The organism is Paenibacillus xylanexedens (assembly GCF_007676705.1).
Classification (GTDB): Bacteria; Bacillota; Bacilli; order Paenibacillales; family Paenibacillaceae; genus Paenibacillus; species Paenibacillus xylanexedens_C.
Window position 1 is genome coordinate 1,088,086 of sequence record NZ_VEBF01000002.1, and the last position, 21,641, is coordinate 1,109,726.

At 43.3% G+C, this 21,641-nt stretch carries 21 protein-coding genes and 1 pseudogene; 2 read left to right on the forward strand and 20 right to left on the reverse strand.

Annotated features, from left to right (window positions below; all coding sequences use genetic code 11):
* Positions 1-95: 95 nt before the first annotated feature.
* From FS628_RS14785 to FS628_RS14795, 3 genes are read right to left on the reverse strand one after another with little or no spacing between them, the layout of a single operon-like run.
* Positions 96-971, reverse strand: a complete 876-nt coding sequence (locus tag FS628_RS14785) for a peptidoglycan recognition protein family protein (protein ID WP_145322994.1) — start codon at positions 969-971, stop codon at positions 96-98.
* Positions 968-1,429, reverse strand: coding sequence for a phage holin family protein (locus FS628_RS14790; RefSeq protein WP_145322996.1), 462 nt, complete (start codon positions 1,427-1,429; stop codon positions 968-970). The genes FS628_RS14785 and FS628_RS14790 overlap by 4 nt, the downstream gene beginning before the upstream one ends.
* Positions 1,430-1,468: 39 nt before the next feature.
* Positions 1,469-1,663 (reverse strand): hypothetical protein, encoded by a 195-nt coding sequence (locus FS628_RS14795; protein ID WP_260871093.1) that lies wholly within the window; start codon positions 1,661-1,663, stop codon positions 1,469-1,471.
* A 234-nt stretch (positions 1,664-1,897) separates the two neighbouring features.
* Between FS628_RS14795 and tnpA the strand changes: the two genes are divergently transcribed.
* Positions 1,898-2,080, forward strand: coding sequence for an IS66 family insertion sequence element accessory protein TnpA (tnpA, locus tag FS628_RS33465; RefSeq protein ID WP_440131279.1), 183 nt, complete (start codon positions 1,898-1,900; stop codon positions 2,078-2,080).
* A 74-nt stretch (positions 2,081-2,154) separates the two neighbouring features.
* Positions 2,155-2,502, forward strand: a pseudogene (locus FS628_RS33470) (IS66 family transposase); the annotation flags it as partial.
* A gap of 146 nt (positions 2,503-2,648) precedes the next feature.
* On the opposite strand, the gene FS628_RS14805 reads toward FS628_RS33470, so the two are convergent.
* The 17 genes from FS628_RS14805 to FS628_RS14880 form a co-directional block, all read right to left on the reverse strand.
* Positions 2,649-3,194: a hypothetical protein gene (locus FS628_RS14805; protein WP_145322999.1), complete on the reverse strand. Its 546-nt coding sequence runs from the start codon at positions 3,192-3,194 to the stop codon at positions 2,649-2,651.
* Positions 3,195-3,225: 31 nt separating this feature from the next.
* Positions 3,226-3,732, reverse strand: a complete 507-nt coding sequence (locus FS628_RS14810; RefSeq protein ID WP_145323001.1) for a hypothetical protein — start codon at positions 3,730-3,732, stop codon at positions 3,226-3,228.
* Positions 3,733-3,918: 186 nt separating this feature from the next.
* Complete coding sequence (locus FS628_RS32655; RefSeq protein WP_260871038.1) at positions 3,919-4,053, reverse strand: hypothetical protein; 135 nt, start codon at positions 4,051-4,053, stop codon at positions 3,919-3,921.
* 133 nt (positions 4,054-4,186) lie between these two features.
* Positions 4,187-4,909 carry a hypothetical protein gene (locus FS628_RS14815; protein WP_145323003.1) on the reverse strand — a complete coding sequence of 241 codons (723 nt, stop codon included), beginning with the start codon at positions 4,907-4,909 and terminating at the stop codon, positions 4,187-4,189.
* 11 nt (positions 4,910-4,920) lie between these two features.
* Complete coding sequence (locus tag FS628_RS14820; protein ID WP_145323005.1) at positions 4,921-5,487, reverse strand: copper amine oxidase; 567 nt, start codon at positions 5,485-5,487, stop codon at positions 4,921-4,923.
* 43 nt (positions 5,488-5,530) lie between these two features.
* The gene (locus tag FS628_RS14825) at positions 5,531-7,753 is read right to left on the reverse strand and encodes a phage tail protein (RefSeq protein ID WP_145323008.1); all 2,223 of its coding nucleotides are present in this window, start codon (positions 7,751-7,753) and stop codon (positions 5,531-5,533) included.
* 15 nt (positions 7,754-7,768) lie between these two features.
* A complete protein-coding gene (locus FS628_RS14830; RefSeq protein WP_145323010.1) occupies positions 7,769-8,320 on the reverse strand; it encodes a phage distal tail protein in 552 nt (183 codons plus the stop codon).
* A gap of 20 nt (positions 8,321-8,340) precedes the next feature.
* The gene (locus FS628_RS14835) at positions 8,341-8,484 is read right to left on the reverse strand and encodes an XkdX family protein (protein WP_145323012.1); all 144 of its coding nucleotides are present in this window, start codon (positions 8,482-8,484) and stop codon (positions 8,341-8,343) included.
* Positions 8,477-9,145, reverse strand: coding sequence for a hypothetical protein (locus FS628_RS14840; RefSeq protein ID WP_145323014.1), 669 nt, complete (start codon positions 9,143-9,145; stop codon positions 8,477-8,479). Before FS628_RS14840 ends, FS628_RS14835 begins: the two co-directional genes overlap by 8 nt.
* A 12-nt stretch (positions 9,146-9,157) precedes the next feature.
* On the reverse strand, positions 9,158-11,968 hold the full coding sequence (locus FS628_RS14845; protein ID WP_145323016.1) for a hypothetical protein: 2,811 nt from the start codon (positions 11,966-11,968) through the stop codon (positions 9,158-9,160).
* An 8-nt stretch (positions 11,969-11,976) separates the two neighbouring features.
* Positions 11,977-12,387, reverse strand: coding sequence for a phage tail fiber protein (locus FS628_RS14850; protein WP_145323018.1), 411 nt, complete (start codon positions 12,385-12,387; stop codon positions 11,977-11,979).
* A gap of 11 nt (positions 12,388-12,398) precedes the next feature.
* Positions 12,399-12,953, reverse strand: a complete 555-nt coding sequence (locus FS628_RS14855; protein ID WP_145323020.1) for a phage tail domain-containing protein — start codon at positions 12,951-12,953, stop codon at positions 12,399-12,401.
* The gene (locus FS628_RS14860; protein ID WP_145323022.1) at positions 12,953-19,855 is read right to left on the reverse strand and encodes an NlpC/P60 family protein; all 6,903 of its coding nucleotides are present in this window, start codon (positions 19,853-19,855) and stop codon (positions 12,953-12,955) included. Before FS628_RS14860 ends, FS628_RS14855 begins: the two co-directional genes overlap by 1 nt.
* Positions 19,856-19,867: 12 nt before the next feature.
* On the reverse strand, positions 19,868-20,218 hold the full coding sequence (locus FS628_RS14865) for a hypothetical protein (RefSeq protein ID WP_145323024.1): 351 nt from the start codon (positions 20,216-20,218) through the stop codon (positions 19,868-19,870).
* A complete protein-coding gene (locus FS628_RS14870) occupies positions 20,157-20,537 on the reverse strand; it encodes a hypothetical protein (protein ID WP_145323026.1) in 381 nt (126 codons plus the stop codon). Before FS628_RS14870 ends, FS628_RS14865 begins: the two co-directional genes overlap by 62 nt.
* Before the next feature lie 80 nt (positions 20,538-20,617).
* Entirely contained in the window at positions 20,618-21,403 is a 786-nt protein-coding gene (locus FS628_RS14875; RefSeq protein WP_145323028.1) for a hypothetical protein, read from the reverse strand.
* A 27-nt stretch (positions 21,404-21,430) separates the two neighbouring features.
* Positions 21,431-21,637: a hypothetical protein gene (locus FS628_RS14880; protein ID WP_145323030.1), complete on the reverse strand. Its 207-nt coding sequence runs from the start codon at positions 21,635-21,637 to the stop codon at positions 21,431-21,433.
* Between the last annotated feature and the right edge of the window lie 4 nt (positions 21,638-21,641).

Below are 21,641 nucleotides of genomic sequence, written 5' to 3' on the forward strand. Positions count from 1 at the left end.
GTCTTAACCGATTCAGTAACAAAGGATTCACTTACTCCATTGTCTGCTCGTTACTTTGGACTTCCTGTATCCACGGCGATTACATTTCACTTTTATTATTGGGGTTGGACTTTAATACCAACTTCTTTGCGATAATTGATGACTAATTGCCGCCAGAAGTCATAACTTCCTTTGTTGTCAGCGATGTAAGGATTGTAAAACTCATAAGCTGGTACTGCCCATTTAGGACATTTCATGTTCTCCTTAGCCTTCTGAGCCGCGATCCACTTGGCCTGAGATTCAACAGTAGCCTTCAGTTCCTCCATTTGTTTCTTTTCTTCTGATGTCATTGGATCTACATCCCCTTCCTTAATCCGCTTGAGTTCTGTTTTGATAGCGGGAATAAACCCACGCTCAGCACCAGCTCGTGTATTCCCGTCACCAAAGAAATTAGTTCCCGGACAAGTCTTGCTGGACTCACCTCGTTCATAGTCACCTAACCATGCTCCAGATGACGTATACCAGGCGTGATACACGATATGTGATGTATCGATAGGTATGTTTAGCTTAAGCGCGAGACAGGCGTATAGGTGGATTACAGAGTGTTTCTGTGCAGTACTCATCGTATCTCCGCCTTGATCAAAGTTGCCTATGATCTCTATGCACAAAGCACCTGTATTGGCCCCTTTGATTCCAGCAGGCGTTTTATTGAGATCCCGATCTAAACTGATAGCGATACGTCCATCTTCAAGAACAGTTATGTTTTGCCCTGTACCGGACCATCCCTGTGATAAATGGTACGACCTCATGCCTTCAAGACACTTCCATACATCTTGTTTAGCTATTCCGTTGACCATCTGACGTGTAGAGTAGTTAGGTGATGCTGTATGGTGTACCTGAAGCTTGTCTATTTTTCTGGTGATGTTCTGCTTGTCTAGCCACACTTTAAATTCGGATGGCTCCATCAATAAAAAATTTCCCTTGGTGATCACGGCTGATCAGCTCCTTTGCGAGACTCGGCCCGTTCCATCTTTTTATCCAACTCCGACTTAACCCAATTGATAATCCAGTTAAAGACCGGTAACGGAATCCATTGCCCCCATCCTGCTCTAATGGAGTTAGCTACCATACTTTGAATGACGTGATAAAGCGTACCAAGTGATAAGGCTCCAAAGATAAGACCAGGCATTTTAAACACCACATCTAATAAATGACCCCCAGCAGGGAGCAACAGTATAAAAAATGTACGCCAGATCCCTTCCAGTCCATAACGGCTCCCGTATGAATTATCTTGCTTGGCTGCACTAATCCCTGACATCCAATCCAGAACCACAAAAAATAAAACAGCCGTCATAAAACCAATTACAGCCTCATCTCTACCGTATAAGTATTCAAACATAGGCACTATCACCGCCCCTAATGAAGCAAAGAATGCTTTCCATTTATCCAATGTGTTCTCCTCATTTCTGCTAAGGAAAATTATCCTGAGCTATTTACTTGTTTCAGTAGTTTCTTTTTGTACTTGAATCTCAATTGCTGCCAGTGCATTCCCGATCTCCAAATCCAAAGCTGTCAGGATTTCTTTTTGATTAAGTGGATGCGAGCTAAGAACCGCAGAGATTATCTGGGTCAATTCTTCAACCGGTTTATTCAAATCCAGTTCAACTTGGAGTGTATGTGTCATCTTTGCCAAGACCTTTCCTCCTCTCTATACGAAAATAAGCCCCTTCCAATTAAGGAATAGGCTTTATGAATTTATTATCTTTTATCTTCGTTACGGAATAGCTACGGATTTACAAGTTATATACCAGTTAAAATAAAAAGAGTCCGCATATACGTAAGCGTCCAACTCTCCACACCTTCAACTACTAACCTAGCTATTAGATCATGAGGTTAACCTGAATACGGAGGGTAACTCATGAATGCCAAAGAACAACGCAGACAAGATTGGCACACACGTATCGCAACCTATCGGGCAAGTGGCCTCACCGTGAAAGCTTGGTGCTCCGCAAATCATTGTTCTGTCGAACAATTGAAATATTGGCTGTACAAAATAAAGCGTGTATCATCCTCAGCTACTCCAGATCCAAAGCCACTGTAGATCCACCTGGCAGCGTTTCTCCTACTCCTTCTCTAATCCTTCATATCGGTGAAGCCAGTATCAGCTTCATTCGGGCACATGCGCGGCGTAAATACGATGAAGCGTTGAAAACAGCCCCTCCAGCGACGAGAAGTAACAAGGATTCGGTAGCTAGTCAAAGACTGGCTTACTGCAATGCTCTCTTCGCCATTGAGCTCGAGCTGAAGGATGCTTCGCCAGAAGAACGACATGCCGAGCGAAAGAAGCGAAGCCTTCCGATCCTAGAGGCTTATTCGGTATGGCTCAAGCAACAGCGCTCTCAAACACTGCCGAAGAGTCTGGTTGGAAAAGCGATTGCTTACAGCCTGAATCAGCGGGAGAAATGGACTGCCTTCCTGAAGGATGGTTGGCTCGAGATCGATAATAATCGCAGTGAGCGCTCGAGCTTTATTTGCCATGGTCATCTATGCTTCCAATTACTTGTCGCGTTATGGGATAGGTATCGTAAAACTTTTAGTCTTAGACGAGATGGAGCTAGTTGTACGTGATGGGACGCTACGAAAAAAGCACCCAAAAGGGTGCTATTGTCTTATTCAAGGTTAAGGTTTCCGGCTAGATTTCTCCACCCAGAAACTACACCGTCTTTAAAATAGACCAATGACCCTTCATAAAACCACGTCTCTTCTCCTGGGATTATGGAAGATACCTGGTCAGCGGTCCCCATACTTGCTTCAACTTCTTCCATAGTAGATCCTTTTTTGAACTTCTTAATCTCAGCCTGCTGAAGTTCCTCTTGTTCTATTTGGGAAACGGCAGCTTGAGTAGCTTCATCTTTTAACGCTTGAATGTCGTCACTGATACTCTCCAAAACTTTGTCACGCACTTCATCAGAGAGAGAGTCGATCCGTATCATAATTTCGTCTTTGTATGCTTGCATTTCTTTTGCAGCAGATTCGTACTGACCGCTTTTTACCCATCCTTCGGAGGTAAGTATCTTTGTCTCACCAGTCAATCTATTAATCATTACTGGTTCCTTTTGGTTAAGCTTGTCGTATTTGTACAGCGTGGGATATACGAATAACCCAAAAAGAACTATTGATACAGGAATCAAAAAATAAAGTATATATTTCTTCATAAATATCCCCTCGGCTCTCCATAGTTATATTTTACCGCTTCAAAGATTCTAAACTCTCACTAGTTGTTCGAGCGCGTTTGATCTTTTTCATTCTTCTTCTCATGATCACACAAACGTAAACTATGTATATCAACATACTTTTTATAAACAAATGGTCGTCTATGTCATACTGATCAAACTGTTGTTGATAAAATACTATAACTACCCAAAAGGCCACGATTGATATTACTATACGCGTAGCTATGTGATGAAAGAAGGATACCGCTTTGCTGCTCTGTTTACCTTTTTGCAAATCCACCATTAGGTAAATTAGTAATACTGGAATAACTGCTAAAGACCCTCTGATTACTACATCCCATTCTCCAGACTGCGTAATAAAAATAAGATAAGCGGTTGAGAGTAAAGCAAATGTAATCCATGAACGAACTGTGCTTCCGCATTCGAAAAAACCAAGTAACCACTGCACCAAAACTTTAGCTGGATAAAATATTATGCTTCCTACAATAATGCTTACAATAATTTCTAAAATAATCTCCATAGCCTGATACCTCCTAAACTCATGTGTGTAGACCTATTGTGAATTATTACCTTGGAATTACCTAGGGAATTTTATCGCCAAATTTCACACAAATTCGTGCTATATTTAACTTGCAAAGTTAACTTTGCCGCGTTGTTGTACGTGAATGAGTGTACTTTTGCTCCGGTCGGAGTGACATAATGTCACTCATTTGCTGCTGACTTCGATACGTTCATAGAGTTCCTCCATATGACAGCCGTTAGCCGCGGCAATGGTCATGGCTGTTCCATAAGACATCATGGTTCTGTTCGTCGCATAGTCGGAAAGTTGAGATTTACTCATACCGAATTTGTCACATAACCATTGACGAGGATAGACGCATAGTCAGCAGGCAACGACCAGGTTTACACCCATACATATAACGGACTCTCAGAGATTTATTCTATTTAGCAGTAAGTAATGCTTCATCAATAAGCTAATTAATGAATTTCTTGAAGTCTAATTCATATACTGCGTAGTCGTTTTCTACGCTATATTGAACGATAACCTCCAATGGTAATGTAAAATCAATTTGTTTTGGATCGGCTGGAAATGATGCATTGTATTCTTCAACATCGTATTCAATTCCATCTTCACTAACTTCTGTGCTATAAGACGGTGGATATTGTGTTTGGAATTGTACAATTTTTCCGCCTTGCCGTATTCTGATATTTCCATTTGTATTCAGCTTGTCTTTGGGTAGCAACCACTTTACATGCAGATTGAGTATTGACCTTTTTAATACAGGAAAGCGATCTACTAACGACAATTTCTGATCGGTGTATACAAAGGCAGATCCTCTTGTGCGATTATCCCAGTATAGCTTTTCGATTATCTCGTACTCTGTAGTTTTAAAAGTAACTATCGGGGGATTGTCATGCATCTCGAATAAGTGATTCTCAATTAAAGGAAGCGTGTTTTCTTCCTCCAATTTTCTTATTTCATCTTCATTCATTGTTAAAGCTGATGCAATCATTTCCCCTACTTCCCTGTCACTGGGCCTAAAGAGATTTGAAAATATCTTATCTGATGGGTTTTGGAGTATCATGGAAACATTTTTTGAGAGACCATTTGAAAAATCTATAGCTAAGTTCCCTGCTATGAATAAAAGGACGGTGAGTATTATCCCTGGGAAAATCCAATTTCTTTTTCGGAACATGTGAAAACCTGCTACTTTGATTTCAGCAGTGCTTCATCAATCAATTTTAATTCCGCTTCGTATTTAGCGATTTCTGCGTCATATTCGGACAACTTTTTCTCAGCTTGTTCGATAATAGCAGGATCATCTGTCTTCTTAGCTTCTTCCAAACCTTTCGCTACTTGCTCTCTCCCCGCTTTAGTAGGAGTAAGGATTTTGTCTATTGTATTATTTTTCAATTCCAACAAACTCGACTTTGATCCTCCGATATATTTATTTGTTGACGACGTAGGCGTGCCAGCCGTAACGCCAGAGTTATCTACATTTGAATTCTCTACTTCAGAAGTAATTGTTATTGTTCTTCCCTCCACTTTAACATCAGCCCCCAATGCTTCGGACAAAGCCCGAGCTGGTACATTTGCCTTGCTATCAATCACGGCTCCCTTGTCCGATAGTGTTTTTCCATTTACAACAACCGAATATTCACCGGTCACCTTTTTCCCAACCACGCTCTTTACTGCGTCAGCAAACGCACCTGCTGTTGTCGAAAAGACGATTCCTATTACGATACCACCTGCAATGTATGCTGCTTTTTTCATAACAAAACCTCCATAATGGTTCATTTTTCCTATTATGATAGCATTAAGGGGTTGTGGTTGTGAAGGTTCCCCCACCAGTGTTTGGTAGATTCGCAGAATTGCCATGATTATGATGTGCTGTGGTAACGTTGTGTCTATGGTTGTTATAGTTGTATAGAAGTGTCTCCAATTGAGTTTGAATAGAATTCAACATAGATTGCAGGCCAGATATATCAGTGATGTTAAGCCCATATACTGAACCACTCCGTAGGTAGGTTGCTCCACCAAAAGTAACAGCTCCCTGAAGCCGAATAGGATTCGCTGTATTATTTGATCCGAGCCAAAGATCATTACTGAAGATGGTTAACTGGCCTGAGTTCTGATATGAATTGATCTCCCCAGCAAATGCTCCTCCTGATCCAAAGAAAGACATAGCTGCTATACCATTATCAGAATCAGTGTTAATTCGAATTCGGTTGTTATTGTTGGAATCATAGGTTCGGAATCCGTTATTATCAAGTTCTACCCTACGACCTGTTGCTGCCGTACGTATTAATGACCCCGTAATCGTTCCACCAGTTATACTTGTTCCTGAAATTGCAGAGGCGGTTATTGATCCCGAGAAGTTTGCTCCTACAGCCGACATGATCCCTCTGGAAGTCACGGTAAACATCCCGTTCCCCACATTAATGGATGAACCTACAATTGCTCCATTTTTAAAGTTGGAATATTCAATGTTTGCGTAATTCGCTGTTAAACTATTCGCAATCAAATCGCCCTTCATGTTTAGTCTGAAAGGCGCACTATTAAACGATGATGCTCCCGCTGCAATACCGTTTGTATTGATCTGGACAATATCCTCACCATTACCGATCAACATGGAGACAAAGTTACCAAGTTGGCCTATTACTTGCTCAGCAACAACACCTCGTGCCGTTATAGCAGCACGTATTGACTGCCAACCATCTGTAGATATCCCAACCCCTTTTGATGTCAGCCTGACTTGCTCCAGTGGATTCGTTTTTTCTTGAGCCAGTATTCCACCTTCTGGTGGATAGATCAGTTCAGTCTTGCTGTTGTTGATGTCAATGACCGCTTGCTTGGCAAATGATTCAAAGACATCCGTCCGGATCTTCCCGTTTGAAAACAGGTTGTTGGTAATATTCTTATTTCGCTCCAGGTCACTGATAATATCATCGTAATCTCTCAAATTAAGATTGGAGATCGTTGGTTCAGCATGCTTGTCCATACTATATGGATACTCAGTGAGTTCGGTGATACGAGCTTTCAATCGGTTCATGCCCATGTCCGGGTCGATACACATGACATCATCACCTAAATGAGGTTTAGGTTCAGTGTGATCGATTTTGAATAAGTCTGCCGTGGATATGGTCGCTTCCATAGAAACGACTTCTTGCTCAAGCAGCGCCTTACGTGTAGCCTTCAGTAAGTCCTCTGCTTCTTCAATATCCTGCTCGATGATCTCTCCATCGTAAAACGGAACAGAGTCACTCGCCCAATACTGAGCAAAAGGAGATATAAGATAGTTGACCGCGAGTTTACCATTCACAATTGTTCCTGGTATGCTCGACAATAAGCTTCTTTCCAGATCCGTCAGCAAAGACGCATCCATACCGATGAATGTCCGACCATCCTTCATTTGAGAGTGCATCCTAGTAACAAGAGATTCGCCTTTGTCCTTGAAGGAACTGGATACGATATTCTTTTTAAGCCGGTACTGTAAGCCGTGGTCTGATCCAATTCTCTTTTTGAGGTTAATCACAAAATTGTCGGGTTCTACCTCGCATTCATACATATCGACGATCTTATTCAGAGCTTCAAGACATGTTCCCCGCCCAAAATCTTTAACGTCATGTAGATCAAACGTATCGTGGATAACGAATGTAAATCTCCCGCCCGTAGCTTTTGTAATTAACTCCGTCAGTTCATTGAGATGTACTCCATAAGCTTCGTCGATGTATGAAGTATACGGAAACTTGAAATCATTCAGTTTGAACATAATGTGGTTGCAATAGATTGATGCCATGAGCTTACGACCTTCACGGGATCGGCTTCTAGATTGGATAACATAAAATTGACCACGCTCATCTTGAACGTGGCCTTTGATCGCTATTTTTTCGCGGTAATCATCTGAGGTCATTGGGACCATAAATGTTACCTCGTAGTCACTGTTAATACGTCTTCTTCGTTGAATTTCATGACTGTCTATCAGCGTACCTACACGCCGAAGATTTTTGTCGAAGACTTGCATAGTTGGGTTAGGCATTTTCCACCTCAATATCTAATAAAGGAATTTATCACGATGTGTAATTCGCATTAGAACTGTTCTACCCGTTTCAGGATCAGTCCAGGTCAGGTTATTTTCGCCAAGATTTAAATAAAAGAAGTCTCCGTTATATAGATGAGAAACGTTCTGACCGTTGCGTAAGATTTTAAATTTGTCTGTATCAATAATGATCTGATCACCGGGATTGAACACGTCTTCAAATTCGATATAATCCACATGATATCTGGAAGCTGCGGCAATCAATCTTGCTTCACCAGACAATTCTGAGCGCATGTTTATTTCACGTACATATTCCCCACTAATTCGTGCTTCGCCTGACATAGGAACAGCTTCTAATACAATTTCCCGAACGAAATCAGCTTGTAACTGGGATTCCCCAGACATATCCGATGAAAGGCTCATTTCCATGGCATATTCCAGCTCATATTCATCTGCATCTCGTTTGGTATACATCTGAGCACCACCAGAAAGGTGAGCCGACATATCAATGATGTTTTCTCCACCGCCAGTGTTAAAAGCAATTTCGTTAAATCCTCCACCGAACAAGACCGCCGCCTCCCTCTGCCTTACGCTTCGTATTGTTGCTCTGTAATCTGTTCGAATTCATCAGGAGTAATTACGCCAAAAGATACATACTGTCTTAGCTGCGGTTCCTTGGCCCATTTCTTTTCGTAGTAGTATTGGAGTCTTTCAAAGTCAGAATTAAACATTTGCCTCGTCTCCTTTCGATTGTGTTTCCACAGTTAATACTCGTAATTCCAGACCAACAATTTGGCCGCCTAACGCTTCATTTTGTGCCTTTAGGTCAGCGCCTTCCAACTCCCTCATCACAATCTGTTGGCCCAAGATTTCATTCTGCTGCTTTAATTCGAGGGCTTCCAGCTCTCGCTGTACAAGCTGTTCGCCAAGACGATCCAGCTCGGTTGGCTCGGTAGGCTGTGGCTTGGTCAATTCGTCAATCTCTTCCTGGCTTAATCCCTCAACCCACAAGTCAGACAACTCGGGACCAACATATTGAGGCGCTTCTTCCTTTTCTTCCTCCGGCAATTGAAGCCACGCATCATAAAGAGATTGATACTCAGTTCGTGCTGTCACTTCCTCTTCGAGATGTGCTTCCCATCCCTTCAGATCGAACTTCGGCAGATACAATCCAGCAGGAACTGGCACGCCTACGATATACCCTGCAATCTCCCTCTCTACTTCTTCCTCGTCATCCGGGATTTCAGGCCCCGCAGGCTGTTCAGGCGCTTCGGGATTGAATACCACAGGCTCAGGATCGGCATAAAAAGGGACGACACCCGAAAAGGCATCGTCCACCAACTCGTCCTCTAAATAGAGTCCGTCTGTATTTACTTTAGGTACGGCTTTCATATGATTCCTCCTTTATTGTTCGGCTTGAAATGGTGGCAGGAACAATGTCACAAAACTATTCTGACTTACTCGATGGAGCGATACTGTACCGTTTGGAACAATGTTCAACAGAGTTATAGCTGGCGTATTTCCGTCAGAGCATGTCACCGTGAACATAATATGTTTTGAAGGTCTGTATCCAACAGGCAAGATAAACAAAGGTACATCAACCGCAATAGCCCCGCCGCTGATCAACCCGCGTATAGATACGTTCCCGTATGCATCTTTTCGGAATCCAACAGCAGGATAGTCATTTGTGGAGTAGTTCGTCCACCCATTTAGCAATGTCGGCGCAATCCATGCAGGAGCGTCCTTCTCGGCTTTTTTGGACTCCACAACGCTAAGTCGAGCGGTAGCTTGTTGAACATCCTGCACCAAGTCCGTAAGCAACGCCTTTTCGTTCTCAGCGACTGATCCGACGAATGGAGTTATTGGAGATTTGTCCAGCATCATGTACGTTGTCGTGTATAGTCCGTCCTTAATAAAGTCTTTGCCTTCGATATGAGCGTCTTGTTTTCCGTAAGCTTCTGGTTCGGTTTTTATGACAACTCCATTAGCTCGTTTTCCGTTAGCGTACATGTTTAATATCTTTTCAACTCGATATTTAAACGGGTTATTTACACCCGGATCAATATTATTGAAATGATAGTACTCAATACTTCCGACTTTAGTCATTACGGCTTTAGTTGATTCGCGCAGCACAATTCCCGTTCCGACTTCAACCTGATTATCTCCCTCAATTAACGTCAATTGTCCTTCTGACGTGATCGATTCGACGAATGGCGTAGCAAGTTGATATACGAGTTGGTATGGCGTATACGTGTTACCGAGAGTGTCTGTTCCTGCATTAGTCGTCGGAAGAGTTGTAGTATAGTCGATGTATCCCGTGAGTGGAATAGAATCCGACATACGCGTAATTCGTATCCAGACCTTCGCGCCTGTGCCGTTGTATGCGGTAGCTCGTGGAGTACCATCTACACTCATTTTCCATCCCATGAAATACGCCTTAATCTCGTCTGCTGTCGGTGTGTATGCGTCTCCCCATCCGCTGTCTGTATTGGCAATAGATAAGTTGAAGTCCGATAATTCAGAAGTCCTAAAGTATGCATTATCAGGACCTGTCATATTACCAGACTTCGTCAACAGGCTTCCGTTATACTTAGTCGCAAAAAAACTGCTATAAGTTACAGTGGGATTCAATAGATTGCATCCAACTATTTTATAAGTAGATGAAGCAAAGGATAGCCAACGGTACGTAAGTGATCCATCCAGTACAGCCTTACGCCACTTCTTCAACTTGAAATATTGACCGTCCTTCTCGAACACTTCGTCAGCATTCGTTTCGGTTACTGGATTGGCGTGTAGCTCCGTTTGCAATGCGAGCATAGCGTCCTCACGCGGTTTAAATGGTTTGGCTACGTTGCCAAGCGTGAGCATCCATTTTTTAATATTGAACGTTCCAACCACTTCATCATTAAACAAGTAAATTCGAATTATGTTTGCACCAGACGGAACGACAAAAGTCATTTCTGATCCGGTAAATTTAACCCGACTACCAATCATTTCTCCTGTTGAAGTAGCAGAATCCCATGTTTTATAGTAATCCCATTGAATTTTATTCGCTGCTGATTCAGCATTGAAGGAGTACGTTTCCCCCGGAATAACGTTCAATACGTATGAATAAAATCGAGCTACTGAATCAGGTGAAATAATCGTTACGTCATATGGCGCATTTATTGTCGAGTATGCAGCACTGCCAGTTTGATCCGTCCACTCATAAAACGGCGGCAACAAGTTTTCTCCATAACGAATCGCATACGGATTTCGCACGGGTTGGACGCTATCAACGTACGGAAGATACTCTCGTATGTTGGCGGCGGTTATATCTACGTCGATACGTGCGTATAGAGCGTCGGACACTTCATAAAGACTTGCTCCATCGAACTGCACCCAAGCGACAGCACCAATAGGCGTATAATTGTACAAACGTACCGTGACTGCCGTATCCGTAGTTGGTGAAAACTTAATAAAGTGAACTTTGTTCTCTTTCGATTGGGCGCCTTCAATGGTTGTGCCACTTGTGTACTGTGCGTTTATCTTGCAAGTTCCGACACCGTCAGTTAGCACATCAGCCAGAAGTACATACTTTTTGCCAGCTTGGACATTAACATTTCTTTCTACGCGTCTGAATGGGCTTGGATCGCTCGCTTTCGTTGTAATTCGTTGAGCTTTCCCTCCATATTTCGCGTTTACCGTCTCGATTGATGCGGTCGCTCCATTAAGGACACTAACCCATCCGTCACCTGCTCCATCGTTGTTTGAATCCGTTTCAAAGTTACCGTCACGTCCCAGCAAATTAACCAATGTACGTCCTTTAATGTTCCCAAGCCTAAACGCCGAATTCTGATCTGCCTGAACTACGTGGATACCTGGTTGGAGTGTAATAGTTGCACGCTCAGGAGTATCCAGCCTATCAGCTAGTTCCAATATATTTTCACGAGCTGCATCCCAATCCGCAGCCGCAAAATTACGAGCAACCCGTGTTCCAGATGTCCAAGCTCGTGCAATGCCTTGATACCCCCGCAAACAACCTTTTAAGGTATTTCCTTCAACAGATGTATAAGTTATCGTTTCTGCTGTTTCCCCATTACCTATGACGGCTATCCCCTCGCCTGGTAAGAGTACACTTGGATCAGTAACCGAAATATCTGTTTGTGTCTGCGTGATAGCCGTCGCAAGTTCCGTTTTGGGAGAATTTACGATTGCCGGATACATCTTTCTCATAAGATTACCTACCCCTCATCAATCTTTAGTTGACCCGCTAGATAACGAATCAGGTCATTGGTCAGTGCTGTTCTTGGCGTTTTTACAGCTCCGTGATACAAGAGATTCCCGCCTGTAACAGCGTCCCTTATGCCTACATGTGTAATCAGGCCCAAATCCGCTGTTGCAATAGGGAAAGATACATCTGCTGTATTCTGAACTCCTGCCCTCCGGTCCGAAATAACAGGGTCTCCGAAAACAACTTGCTGCCGGGCATAGCCTCCACCTGTCACTTCTTGTCCTGTATCGGCGTCTGTAGGGTTAGATGTGTAAAGTGCAATGTATACTTTGGGTGGAGCAGTAAAGTTAACAGCTCGGAGAGCCGCATTGATTGAAGCTTTCTTCCAATAGTTTGATTTCGATAGTAAAATCTCTGCCAAGATAATCCCTCCTATTCAATTAAATACTCATTGGCTATTCTGAATTTACGAATTGCATTAGTACCTTGATTGGTTAAAACGATAACCGGACTCGCCTTCTCATCTCCTGAAGACGTAATAGAAACAGTTTGGGGAGAATTCGTTATAACAATCTCCTTTAGATTCTCTTCACTTTCTGGAAAAGGATGTTCACCCATCTTGATCGGGATTGTCAGTTCTCCATCAAAAAGAATCTTCTCAATATCAAGCGTTCCGGCATACCGACCGATGTATCTTCTTCCGGGTAAATCGTCGAAAGTGAATACGATATCCCCTTTTTTAGCATTAAAAAGAGCCGCCACTTGGGCGACTCTTCTATGATAGTCAAGGGTAGTATCATCAGCCATGACGATACACTCCAGGTTAATTACTCTTGGGCCATAAGTGCTACCAAAATCAATCTCTCCATCCCGTCCTGCAATTTCGATACTGTAGTCCCTCGTCGGTGGTAACACCGGGATGTTATGCTTCTTCAGGCCAAGCCCAATCTCTCGAAAGGACTTTCCGTCAGCAGTAGCATTGATCATTATCCCTTACCTCCCCTTGCCTGCATCCTCCGCATCAAATTATCGCGCTCACTCCAAAAGACCTTCGCAGCCGATTCGTCCGCGATATAAGTATCTCCTGATTTAATTACGAATTGATTACTGGTTCTCTCTGGATTTACTCCGTTTGAACCTTGAGGAACTGAGAATTCAGGCATTGTGAAGTCTAGTCTGTGCATTCGTAGATTCAAGAGATTAAATAACGAGTCCTGTTGACGGTCATTAAGAATAGCCTCTCCAGCATGAGCAATAACTGGAACAGCCGCACCGCGAGGACCTTTGACAACCCCACCTTCGGAAAAATGCTGAAGTTTACCTGTGTCCTTCTCAATGCCGTATTTCTTACGAAGGGCATCGTTTTGTTCTTGAAGGAGCCGCATGGTTTCAGCATCACCACGAGCTTTAGCTGCGTCCCAGGCATCCTTGTTGGAATTGTACGTATAAAGATCAATTTCTTTCTGATATGAAGGGTCCTTCGATGCAGTACCAGGAGCCAAAGCTCCACCAGGAACGTCAGTCACTCCAATCGCAGCGTTTGCCGCAGCAATCTGATCAAGACGGCTCTGGTACTCCAAGACAAATGCATCAAGCATTCCAAGGATCGTTTCGTTTTTCTCGCTCTCCTTTAATATCTGAATGTTTTTCAGATTCTCAGCAGACAACTCAGTATTTGAAGAAAACTCATCAAAAGCGGAAGAAAGATTATCATAATGAGATTTAGCATCCTGAAGTTTATCGTCAAAATCCTTTTCACGAGTAGTTTTTTCCTCTTGCAATGCCGTTTTCTGATCCTCCAGCGCTTGTTTAGCAAGCTTACGACCATGTTCTCGATCCAGATCCTCTATATCCTTTTGGACTTGTTTCCGTTCTGCAATACCTTCTGGACCTACAGCAGACTGAAGCTCTTCAAGACGAGCGACCTTCTCTGCACGCTGCCTCTCATAATCATCCTGATCGTTACTTCGTTCCATGGCTTGAATCAGATCATCAATAGCTTTGATTTTGGCTTCTTGAGCTGAGGTAAAGGCATCCTTCTCTTCCTGGATACGTTTAATCTCCTCATCTCTCGCACTGTCCAGTAACTTTTTCTGCTTGGTTACCGATTCGGATAAGGCTTTGGTCATTTCATCCATGAGTTTTTTCTTTAGATCGTAGACCTTCTCATCGGCATCCATTCGTTGGTCGCTTCCTACCAGGTAAGAAGCTTGGAGTTTCATATACTCGGCAAGTTCTTGTTCGGTAGTCATTTCACCGATGGCCTTCAAGTGATTGATTCGTTTCTCAGCAGCAGAATAGTACTCCTTATCCAGATCATTACGTTGCTTATATATTTTCTGTTCTAGATCCCATAGCTGTTCAGAGGACATAGTCTTATCGGCTTGCATTTTCAGAAACTCTTGAAGCTCCCACTTCATGATGTCTACTTTTTGAGCACCGGACATTTCCATCTTCATAGCTTCCTTAGTCATCCACTTCTCAGAAAATTCATAACGAGATGCAATCAATTTTTTGGAAGTATCTTGATACATTTTCTCCGCTTCAGCTCGTTGTTCTGCTTTTAGCGTGGTATCGTTTCGCATCCGGTTGTATGCCTCAGCCTGCATTTGATAAATCTCAACCTCTGACTTACCTTGACGTTCCATCTGATCCGTTTGTTTATCAATCCAATTGGTTGAATTTTTAAATTTCAGATCCGTAACCTTGTTCGTCAAGTCATACACTTGTTTAGCTGATTCAACACGCTGTTCCTCAGTTAGGGCAGTGTTTTTGAGTTGTCCCTGATAAAACTGCAGCTGCGTCTTGATCATTTCCATCTCTGAACGGCCTTGTTGACGCATCCGCTCAACACGAGCTTCCATATTTGCCTGTGCCGTATCAAACTGATCACTGGCGTACTGATCCTTCATGTCTTCTTTTTCAGACTGTACATCCCCGATTTTCTCAGTCAGGCTCCGGCGCTTATTAATCAACTCATCTGATTTCAGCCCGGATTGTTCGATCATCTGACGCTGCTCCTGCATCAGTTTCTGGATTTCTGTTTTGAGTTTCAACTGCAACTCATATTCAGCTTTATATTCTTTTGAATCTTTCTTCATGTTCTTCTGCCGTGCTTCAGATTGTTTTAAATTCAACTCTTTGTCAGAGATTTTCATATCTTTGATTCCGAGTTTACTCTCTAGTTCCGAAACATCAATATTATAAAGTTCATCACTAATCCGAAGCAGTTCGCTATCAGCAGTGTTTTTTGCATCCTTCAATTGCTTCTGTGTAGGTTGTGTAGTTGTACCGGCCTTTTGTGGAGAATAATCAGCCAACACTTTATCTACATACCCCACATCTCCGTATACATTGCTTTTGTATACTTTCTTGTACTTCTCAGAATAAGCGACCATATCCGCCTTATTGTAACCACCAGACTTTTTGAACCAATCGATGATTCCTGATCCCATGTTGTATCCGCCCAGAGCCATGGCGACATCTCCACCAGATTTCTTCAGTAGCTCGGAGAGCATCTTAGTCCCTGCATCAATACTCTGTTTTACTGTCGCATTGTTCATGCCATTAACTTGCATGACATTGGTTACGCCATTGGCTCCAAAAGTTGATTCGCGTTGAATCACAGCAGCAACAAGGTATGGGTCAACATTAAATTGATTGGCAGCAGCATTAATCTCAGAAGCGTATTTCCCAGCATATGCGACTCCGCCAGAAGTTGTTTGGGAACTAGTGGATGTCGGGTAGGCAGCATCTGTCGAAAGCCCAGGAATACGAGTTGCTCCGTTGTACTTCGGCGCCCAGTAGCTGCTATTTAAATCCGAAACCTTTAATCCCGATTCCCCCATTTGAATAAACTTGCTATCACCCATATAAATACCAACATGTGAGTTGTCTTTGCCATTCGTATTGAAGAACACAAGATCTCCAACTTGAAGATTTTTCTTTGATACCGCAGTTCCCGCTTTAGCTTGTTGAGCTGCTGTACGCGGTACCTGTACTCCGATCGTTTCAAACATCTCCTGCACAAACTGAGAACAATCTGAGTAGGCTCGTTGTTTGAAGTCATCAAACGAACCGGTAAATTCACCGCCAATTTTCTTGTATCTCATTACACCGGAGTTAGCCAGGTCAACGGCAGTGGACAGCATTCTTGTAATGTCTGATGACGTTCCGCCACCTGTCGTAATCTCCGTTTGAGAGGACACGAGTTGGGATGGATCATTGTACCCTTGTTCGTAAAGTTTCTGTTCCTCCAGTAGGGCTGTACGCTTCTGAGCTAGGATATCAAGGTATTCTTTGGACGACTTCGCAACTCTTTTCTGTTGTGAATCCAATTTTTCCAAGGACTTATTGTAGCCTTCAATCGCCTTCTGTAAGTCTGTCATAATTTCTACGGTTTCTTTACGAACCTTATTATTATTTTCTACTCCATACGTATCATCTTCCAAAAGTTTGGTCATGGCCTCGATTTGGTTGTTACTTAAGTTCAATTGATCCCCGTACTCCCGGATGGCATCCTTCACAATATCTAATTGTTTCGTTTGTTCTTCCAGTTGTTCGTTTGCTTTCTTGCGAAAAAAGTCCGCCATTTCCTTGCTCATGTAAAGGGAATTGGAAAGTTCTTCTTCGGTCTTCACCTTTTTATCGGCAATTCGTTTTTCTATCTCCGCAACCTTCTGACGAGCATCTGAAATGCTGGTGATAGTCTCCAATTCCGTTTCATAGAACTGGATTCTTTTTAGCGCCTCTACAGCAGCGGCGCTTGTTGAAGTCCTCTCAGCTTTAAGATCATCTATCGCCTTTTTGATCTTTGATTGTCTAAGTTTTTCGAGCGCTTGCCCCTCAAATGTCCACCCATCTGTCGTCTTTCGAATCTGGGAAGCTAGTTCGGGATACTTGAGAATTAGGTCAGCAACAGTTTGAGCATTAAGAGATTGGCCTTCTGTTAAAGTCGCTGATGTTTGATTTAATTCGGCGACCGCAGATACACTAGCCTGCGTGACTCGCCGTAAAGCTTCAGCCTGTTCAGTTATACTTTCGGTCGCCTCCCCCGAAGCGTCTGACATTTTTCCAGAAGATCCTGCCAAAGCATCCGTTTCATCTTTAGCCTCTCCTGTGCTGATCACCAATTTTTGAATTTCTTCATGGGTTTCGCCCATTGACAACGTCAAATTAAGACCCTGAGTCTCTAAATTAGACAATTCATTTTCTAAATTATTGATAGAATCAGAGGCTTCGTCCAGACTTTTGAAGCTGAAAACATTCTTTAAAAAATCTAAACCGCCAGCCGCTAAACTATTTTTTATCGATTCAATCTTTTCTTTAGTCTTATCTATAGCTGCATTATTTTCATCAATTTGACTTTTTAAGTTCACTTCTTCTTTTTCTAAGACATCCTTACGTGCTTTTTCCCGTGCTTTGATCAATTCATTCAGTTTATCGATCTCTTTTTGCGTTGCTTGATCAGTGTATCCTGATGCTTCTAGACGAGCTAACCCCTCTTTACCGATAGTCATTGTAAGTGCCTTTGATACTTCTTCCAACTGGCGTTTTGCTTGTTCATTCTTGCTTTCCGATAACGTTCCGCTATCGATCATTTGCTTGAGAGAGTTATGCGCTTTGACCATTTTCGGTAGTAACTCGATTTGCCGTTGGTACTGACTGACCATTTGTTGGCTAGCAGAATCATTATCTTTCATGGCCTGTATCCGGTCCCGTTCAGCTTTCTCCGCTTTACCGCTACTGAGTGCAAACACAGTAATAGCTCCTACCAATAGGGATATCCCTGCGGTTGCTGCTGCCATAGTCACTGTCGCCGTTGCTTGCGCTTTACTTAAAGTACTTGTGGCGACAGTAGCCGCTCCGGTAGCGACAGTCTGGGCTTCTCTCGCCGCAGTCTGTTGTATTGTAGAGATCACTACCCCCTCACCAGACACGATGTTAACACTATTTGCTGCTGAATTAGCAACTGTTGCAGTTGTACTAGCGACAGACGATGCCGTTTCTTGAGCCTTGGCAGCATTGAGGACCTGAATAGCTGCTACAACAGACATAATGGGTCCGCTTAGCGCCTTATAGGCTAATAGCAAACCACTCAAACCTGCTGCTGCTGCAAATACTCCTGTTGGAATTTTGGTAAGACCAATCAAAAGCTGATCTATACCGTCAAGCACATCCTTAATCATCTGACGTAAACCATCTTCTCCCGCCGTATTAAAAATCTCCAAAAGAGATGTCTTGGTCTGCGCAGCCTTCCTTTGAATGGTATCCATTTGAACTTTTAGATAGTCCATTGTTGATCCAGTAGATCCAACGGAAGCAGCAGTTCCTAATAGAATGTCTCCCACATTAAGAGAGGCAGCCAGTTTTGCGTACTGATAAACCCCGCGCGAGATATCCGCATAAGACTGTGTAAGGTCGTAGTTCTTGTCCGTAACCTGGATGGATAAATCCAAGAGAATGTCCTCGGCCTTCCGCCACTGTTCGACCCCGTCAACAACTTCCTTCGTTTTAACCCCAAGGCGTTCAATCTCACCCACGGCTTTATCCGTCCGAATTGTACCAAGGACCGTTTTCCACATGTTACCCAAGTTTTCCCCGGACAAGGCTGTATTCCGGACACCGGCAGAAATGAGTCCATTCATTACATCAAAAGAGACTCCGGTTTCGGCTGCGATTTTACCCGTTCTCTGGAAAGCAGCTCCCAAGTCACGAGCTGGAGCCATCGTATCATGGGCAACCTTGGACCAGGAATCAAGCACTCGGTTACCAATGACCATAGCTTCATTAGCATTCGTGATATGAACTCCATACTGTGACATAACGGATTCCATAGATTTAGTTGCTTCTTCGAGTTCCACCATGTCCACCGTGGACAGCTTGGTAGATTGACGCACAAGCTCTTGAACCACATTGACATCCTTATACATTCGGCCCCAGAGTCGAGCAGATTCCGTGACATCCAAGATATTAGAACCGAGTTCATGAGCTGTATGGATAAACTGTTGCGTCTCCTTGTTGAGCTTCTGGTTGTCCATGATCATTTTGTTCGTTCCATCTTCAAAATGAACAAAATAGTGTTCGTTGGTCTGCACGTATCCGGCCATGTTTGACTCTATGTCCACCAAGCCCTCATGCATTGCCTGTGTGACTTCATGCATTGCTTTATACATTGTGTTGAACACAACGGCATGTGTAGCCATGTCACCTAATCTACCGATCCAGCTTTTAGAGACAGCATCCATAGTGGTACCCATGCGCTTGGTCTGTTGTTCAGTTTGGGACAACGCTTGCCGAATCCTTTGTTCCTCCGCTAGCACTTTCTCCCTGAGAGCTTCTTCTTTCCTTTGCCGTTCTGTCAGAGCAGTGCGTATCTTCTGTTCTTCTTGCAGGACACGTTCCCGCGTGCGCTCGTCTGTACCCGTACCGGTTGCTTTCGCAGCCTCTTGACCTGATTTAACTGAACGATTTTGCAGAATCTGCATCTTCTGCTGGTGCTCACGTTCGGATTGTTCGATCTGTTGATTTCGTCTCTTAATCAAGGCTTGCTGCGCCTGCATTTTAGCATCGATCAAGCGGTTAGTTTGCTCGATCTGTTGAGCCTTTGCACCGAGCAAAGCAGTTTGAGCAAGTTTTTGCTTTTGTTGAGCTTCATATTCGGCTATTATCTTCTGACGGCGCTGATCCGAACTTAAAGCCATTTTATCCATTGCTGAAGTTATATTCTTGTATGATTTCTCAGCGGTTGATAGTTCAGCATTCAAGGCCTTAAATGCATCTGCGTTTCCTCGCGCTCCAGTATCGATATTTTTGAAAGACTGAAGGACTTTGCCTGTATCTAAATTAATCCGCGCAGCAACGACATCTCTATTTGTACCCTCTGCCATATTGCCTCCTTCCTACCTTGGCTGGAAGAAACCAAGATCGGATAAGTATTTTGCTTTCTTCGGCTTTTTGTTTTCGACCGTACCACCATGAAGAACAATTTCGAATTCACGAGAACGTTGTTTTTCATTCATGAGTGCTCGGATTTTAGGTATGGTCATATTAGGCCACTCTGTATCTGATATACCGTTACTGATACAGAGTGCCCACAGACCCATCCAGTCCGTTCCTGGTTGATCTACTTCACCATCCTCCGAATCCTCATCATCGTCAGCTGAATCAGGATCTGGAGGAAAAGATTCTTTATAGAAATCGATCCAAAACGTTATCCAAAGCCTGGATGCCCTCCATGTCCACTTGTTCATACTCTTCATCCGTTAGGCCCTCAACAAAAATCAGATCGAAGGCTTTTTGATACGCCTGCTCAATAGCCGGACAGTCAATAGCTGGGATATCCTGCTCACCAACTTGCGTTGCTTCAATGGCATCCCGTCCAATTACATAGCTAAAGCGAATACCCTTGAGGTTCTTCGCTTGCTGCCGAACTTCCCGAATCAACTTGATCGTTCCGACCTTAATTGTCTTCTGTAGTCCCTCAGCCAAACGTACGGTGCTGCCAATGTTCAAGGTCTGGTCCAACGTTTTCTCTTCTTGGGTTTCAACTGCTTGTTCAACTTCACTCATGTTCATTCTCCTTTGAATTGAAATATAGTTTTTACCAAAAAAAGAACCCCGCCGAGTACCGGCAGGGTTGAGATTAAGGTTTAAATTCCGAACTTAATTGTCATAGCATGGCCTTCTGGATTATCAGCTGAGCGCCCAGGCTCCATTACTTGAAGGTCAATCGTAGTCGTGTTTGCCTTTTTACGTTCTTGTGATACATCCAATGTACCGCCGCCCAGAGCTTTGAAGATAGTCACTTGGACCGGAACAGGTTTTCCGTACTTGTCATCAAGCAGCTCAAAACGGTGAGTAAGTTTAAAAGGAGCTGGACGACGTGTTCCATCAAATGCCGTTTCTGTGCCCTCTCTAGTCCATTTATATCTGACCAGAATTTCCTTTCCTTTATTCGCATCGGAAGATACGATTTTCCCCGTTGCATCGATCGTGTATTGTTGATCTGTTGGTGTAGTCGCTGCGCGGGTCAAAAGAGTACGCTCATCAGTATCAGCATCAACAAGATGCACTTCATCACTTTCTTCGATAAATGTACCTGAGTACTTTGCCGGAGCCTTGATCATGTAGCCATCAATTCCCAGTATACCTTGCTCCGTCTCATCGAACTCCATCGCAGTGCTGCGCTTTGTTGTAGCACCCTGAGACATGTCTGCAATCACAGGAGAATAACGAGGAACTTCAATACTTACTTTGTCTTGCAAATCCCCTGCCGTGTAGTGGAAAGCATATCCACTATCGCCACCCATAACCCCTTGCCAGTCAAATTGAAGCTGCAAGGTGAGCTTTGATACCTTGTCCTCAACGTACTTCACTTTCCCGTCCAAATCTGTTGCTACAACTGTACCAACACCGTCAAATACTAATGGTCTCATGTGTATCCTCCTTAGGTATAGAGTTGATTAGACAAGCTCCCAGAGCCGCATATCAATCTCTTCAATTCGTTTGTAATCTTCGGTTTCTTTGTATCCCTCAATAGGCTTCTGACCGTCTATCAGCCCAAGTTTCTTTGCCAGTCGAATTTTTTCTTGAGTCAGCTTCTTAAGCTCAGGAATTTTTTCCTTAGCTTCAGGTTTTCCCTCTACTTCCTCGCGCTGTTGTTCAGACATATTT

Bases quoted from the DNA above. Each gene is read 5' to 3' on its own strand.
- FS628_RS14810 (WP_145323001.1), bottom strand. From the start codon at position 3,732: ATGGAGATTATTTTAGAAATTATTGTAAGCATTATTGTAGGAAGCATA.
- FS628_RS14875 (WP_145323028.1), bottom strand. From the start codon at position 21,403: ATGAGACCATTAGTATTTGACGGTGTTGGTACAGTTGTAGCAACAGAT.
- FS628_RS14835 (WP_145323012.1), bottom strand. From the start codon at position 8,484: ATGTTTAATTCTGACTTTGAAAGACTCCAATACTACTACGAAAAGAAA.
- FS628_RS32655 (WP_260871038.1), bottom strand. From the start codon at position 4,053: ATGAGTAAATCTCAACTTTCCGACTATGCGACGAACAGAACCATGATG.
- FS628_RS14805 (WP_145322999.1), bottom strand. From the start codon at position 3,194: ATGAAGAAATATATACTTTATTTTTTGATTCCTGTATCAATAGTTCTT.
- FS628_RS14845 (WP_145323016.1), bottom strand. From the start codon at position 11,968: ATGAGAAAGATGTATCCGGCAATCGTAAATTCTCCCAAAACGGAACTT.
- FS628_RS14855 (WP_145323020.1), bottom strand. From the start codon at position 12,953: ATGATCAATGCTACTGCTGACGGAAAGTCCTTTCGAGAGATTGGGCTT.
- FS628_RS14870 (WP_145323026.1), bottom strand. From the start codon at position 20,537: ATGAGTGAAGTTGAACAAGCAGTTGAAACCCAAGAAGAGAAAACGTTG.
- FS628_RS14880 (WP_145323030.1), bottom strand. From the start codon at position 21,637: ATGTCTGAACAACAGCGCGAGGAAGTAGAGGGAAAACCTGAAGCTAAG.
- FS628_RS14840 (WP_145323014.1), bottom strand. From the start codon at position 9,145: ATGAAAGCCGTACCTAAAGTAAATACAGACGGACTCTATTTAGAGGAC.
- tnpA (WP_440131279.1), top strand. From the start codon at position 1,898: ATGAATGCCAAAGAACAACGCAGACAAGATTGGCACACACGTATCGCA.
- FS628_RS14860 (WP_145323022.1), bottom strand. From the start codon at position 19,855: ATGGCAGAGGGTACAAATAGAGATGTCGTTGCTGCGCGGATTAATTTA.
- FS628_RS14795 (WP_260871093.1), bottom strand. From the start codon at position 1,663: ATGACACATACACTCCAAGTTGAACTGGATTTGAATAAACCGGTTGAA.
- FS628_RS14865 (WP_145323024.1), bottom strand. From the start codon at position 20,218: ATGAACAAGTGGACATGGAGGGCATCCAGGCTTTGGATAACGTTTTGG.
- FS628_RS14820 (WP_145323005.1), bottom strand. From the start codon at position 5,487: ATGAAAAAAGCAGCATACATTGCAGGTGGTATCGTAATAGGAATCGTC.
- FS628_RS14815 (WP_145323003.1), bottom strand. From the start codon at position 4,909: ATGTTCCGAAAAAGAAATTGGATTTTCCCAGGGATAATACTCACCGTC.
- FS628_RS14825 (WP_145323008.1), bottom strand. From the start codon at position 7,753: ATGCCTAACCCAACTATGCAAGTCTTCGACAAAAATCTTCGGCGTGTA.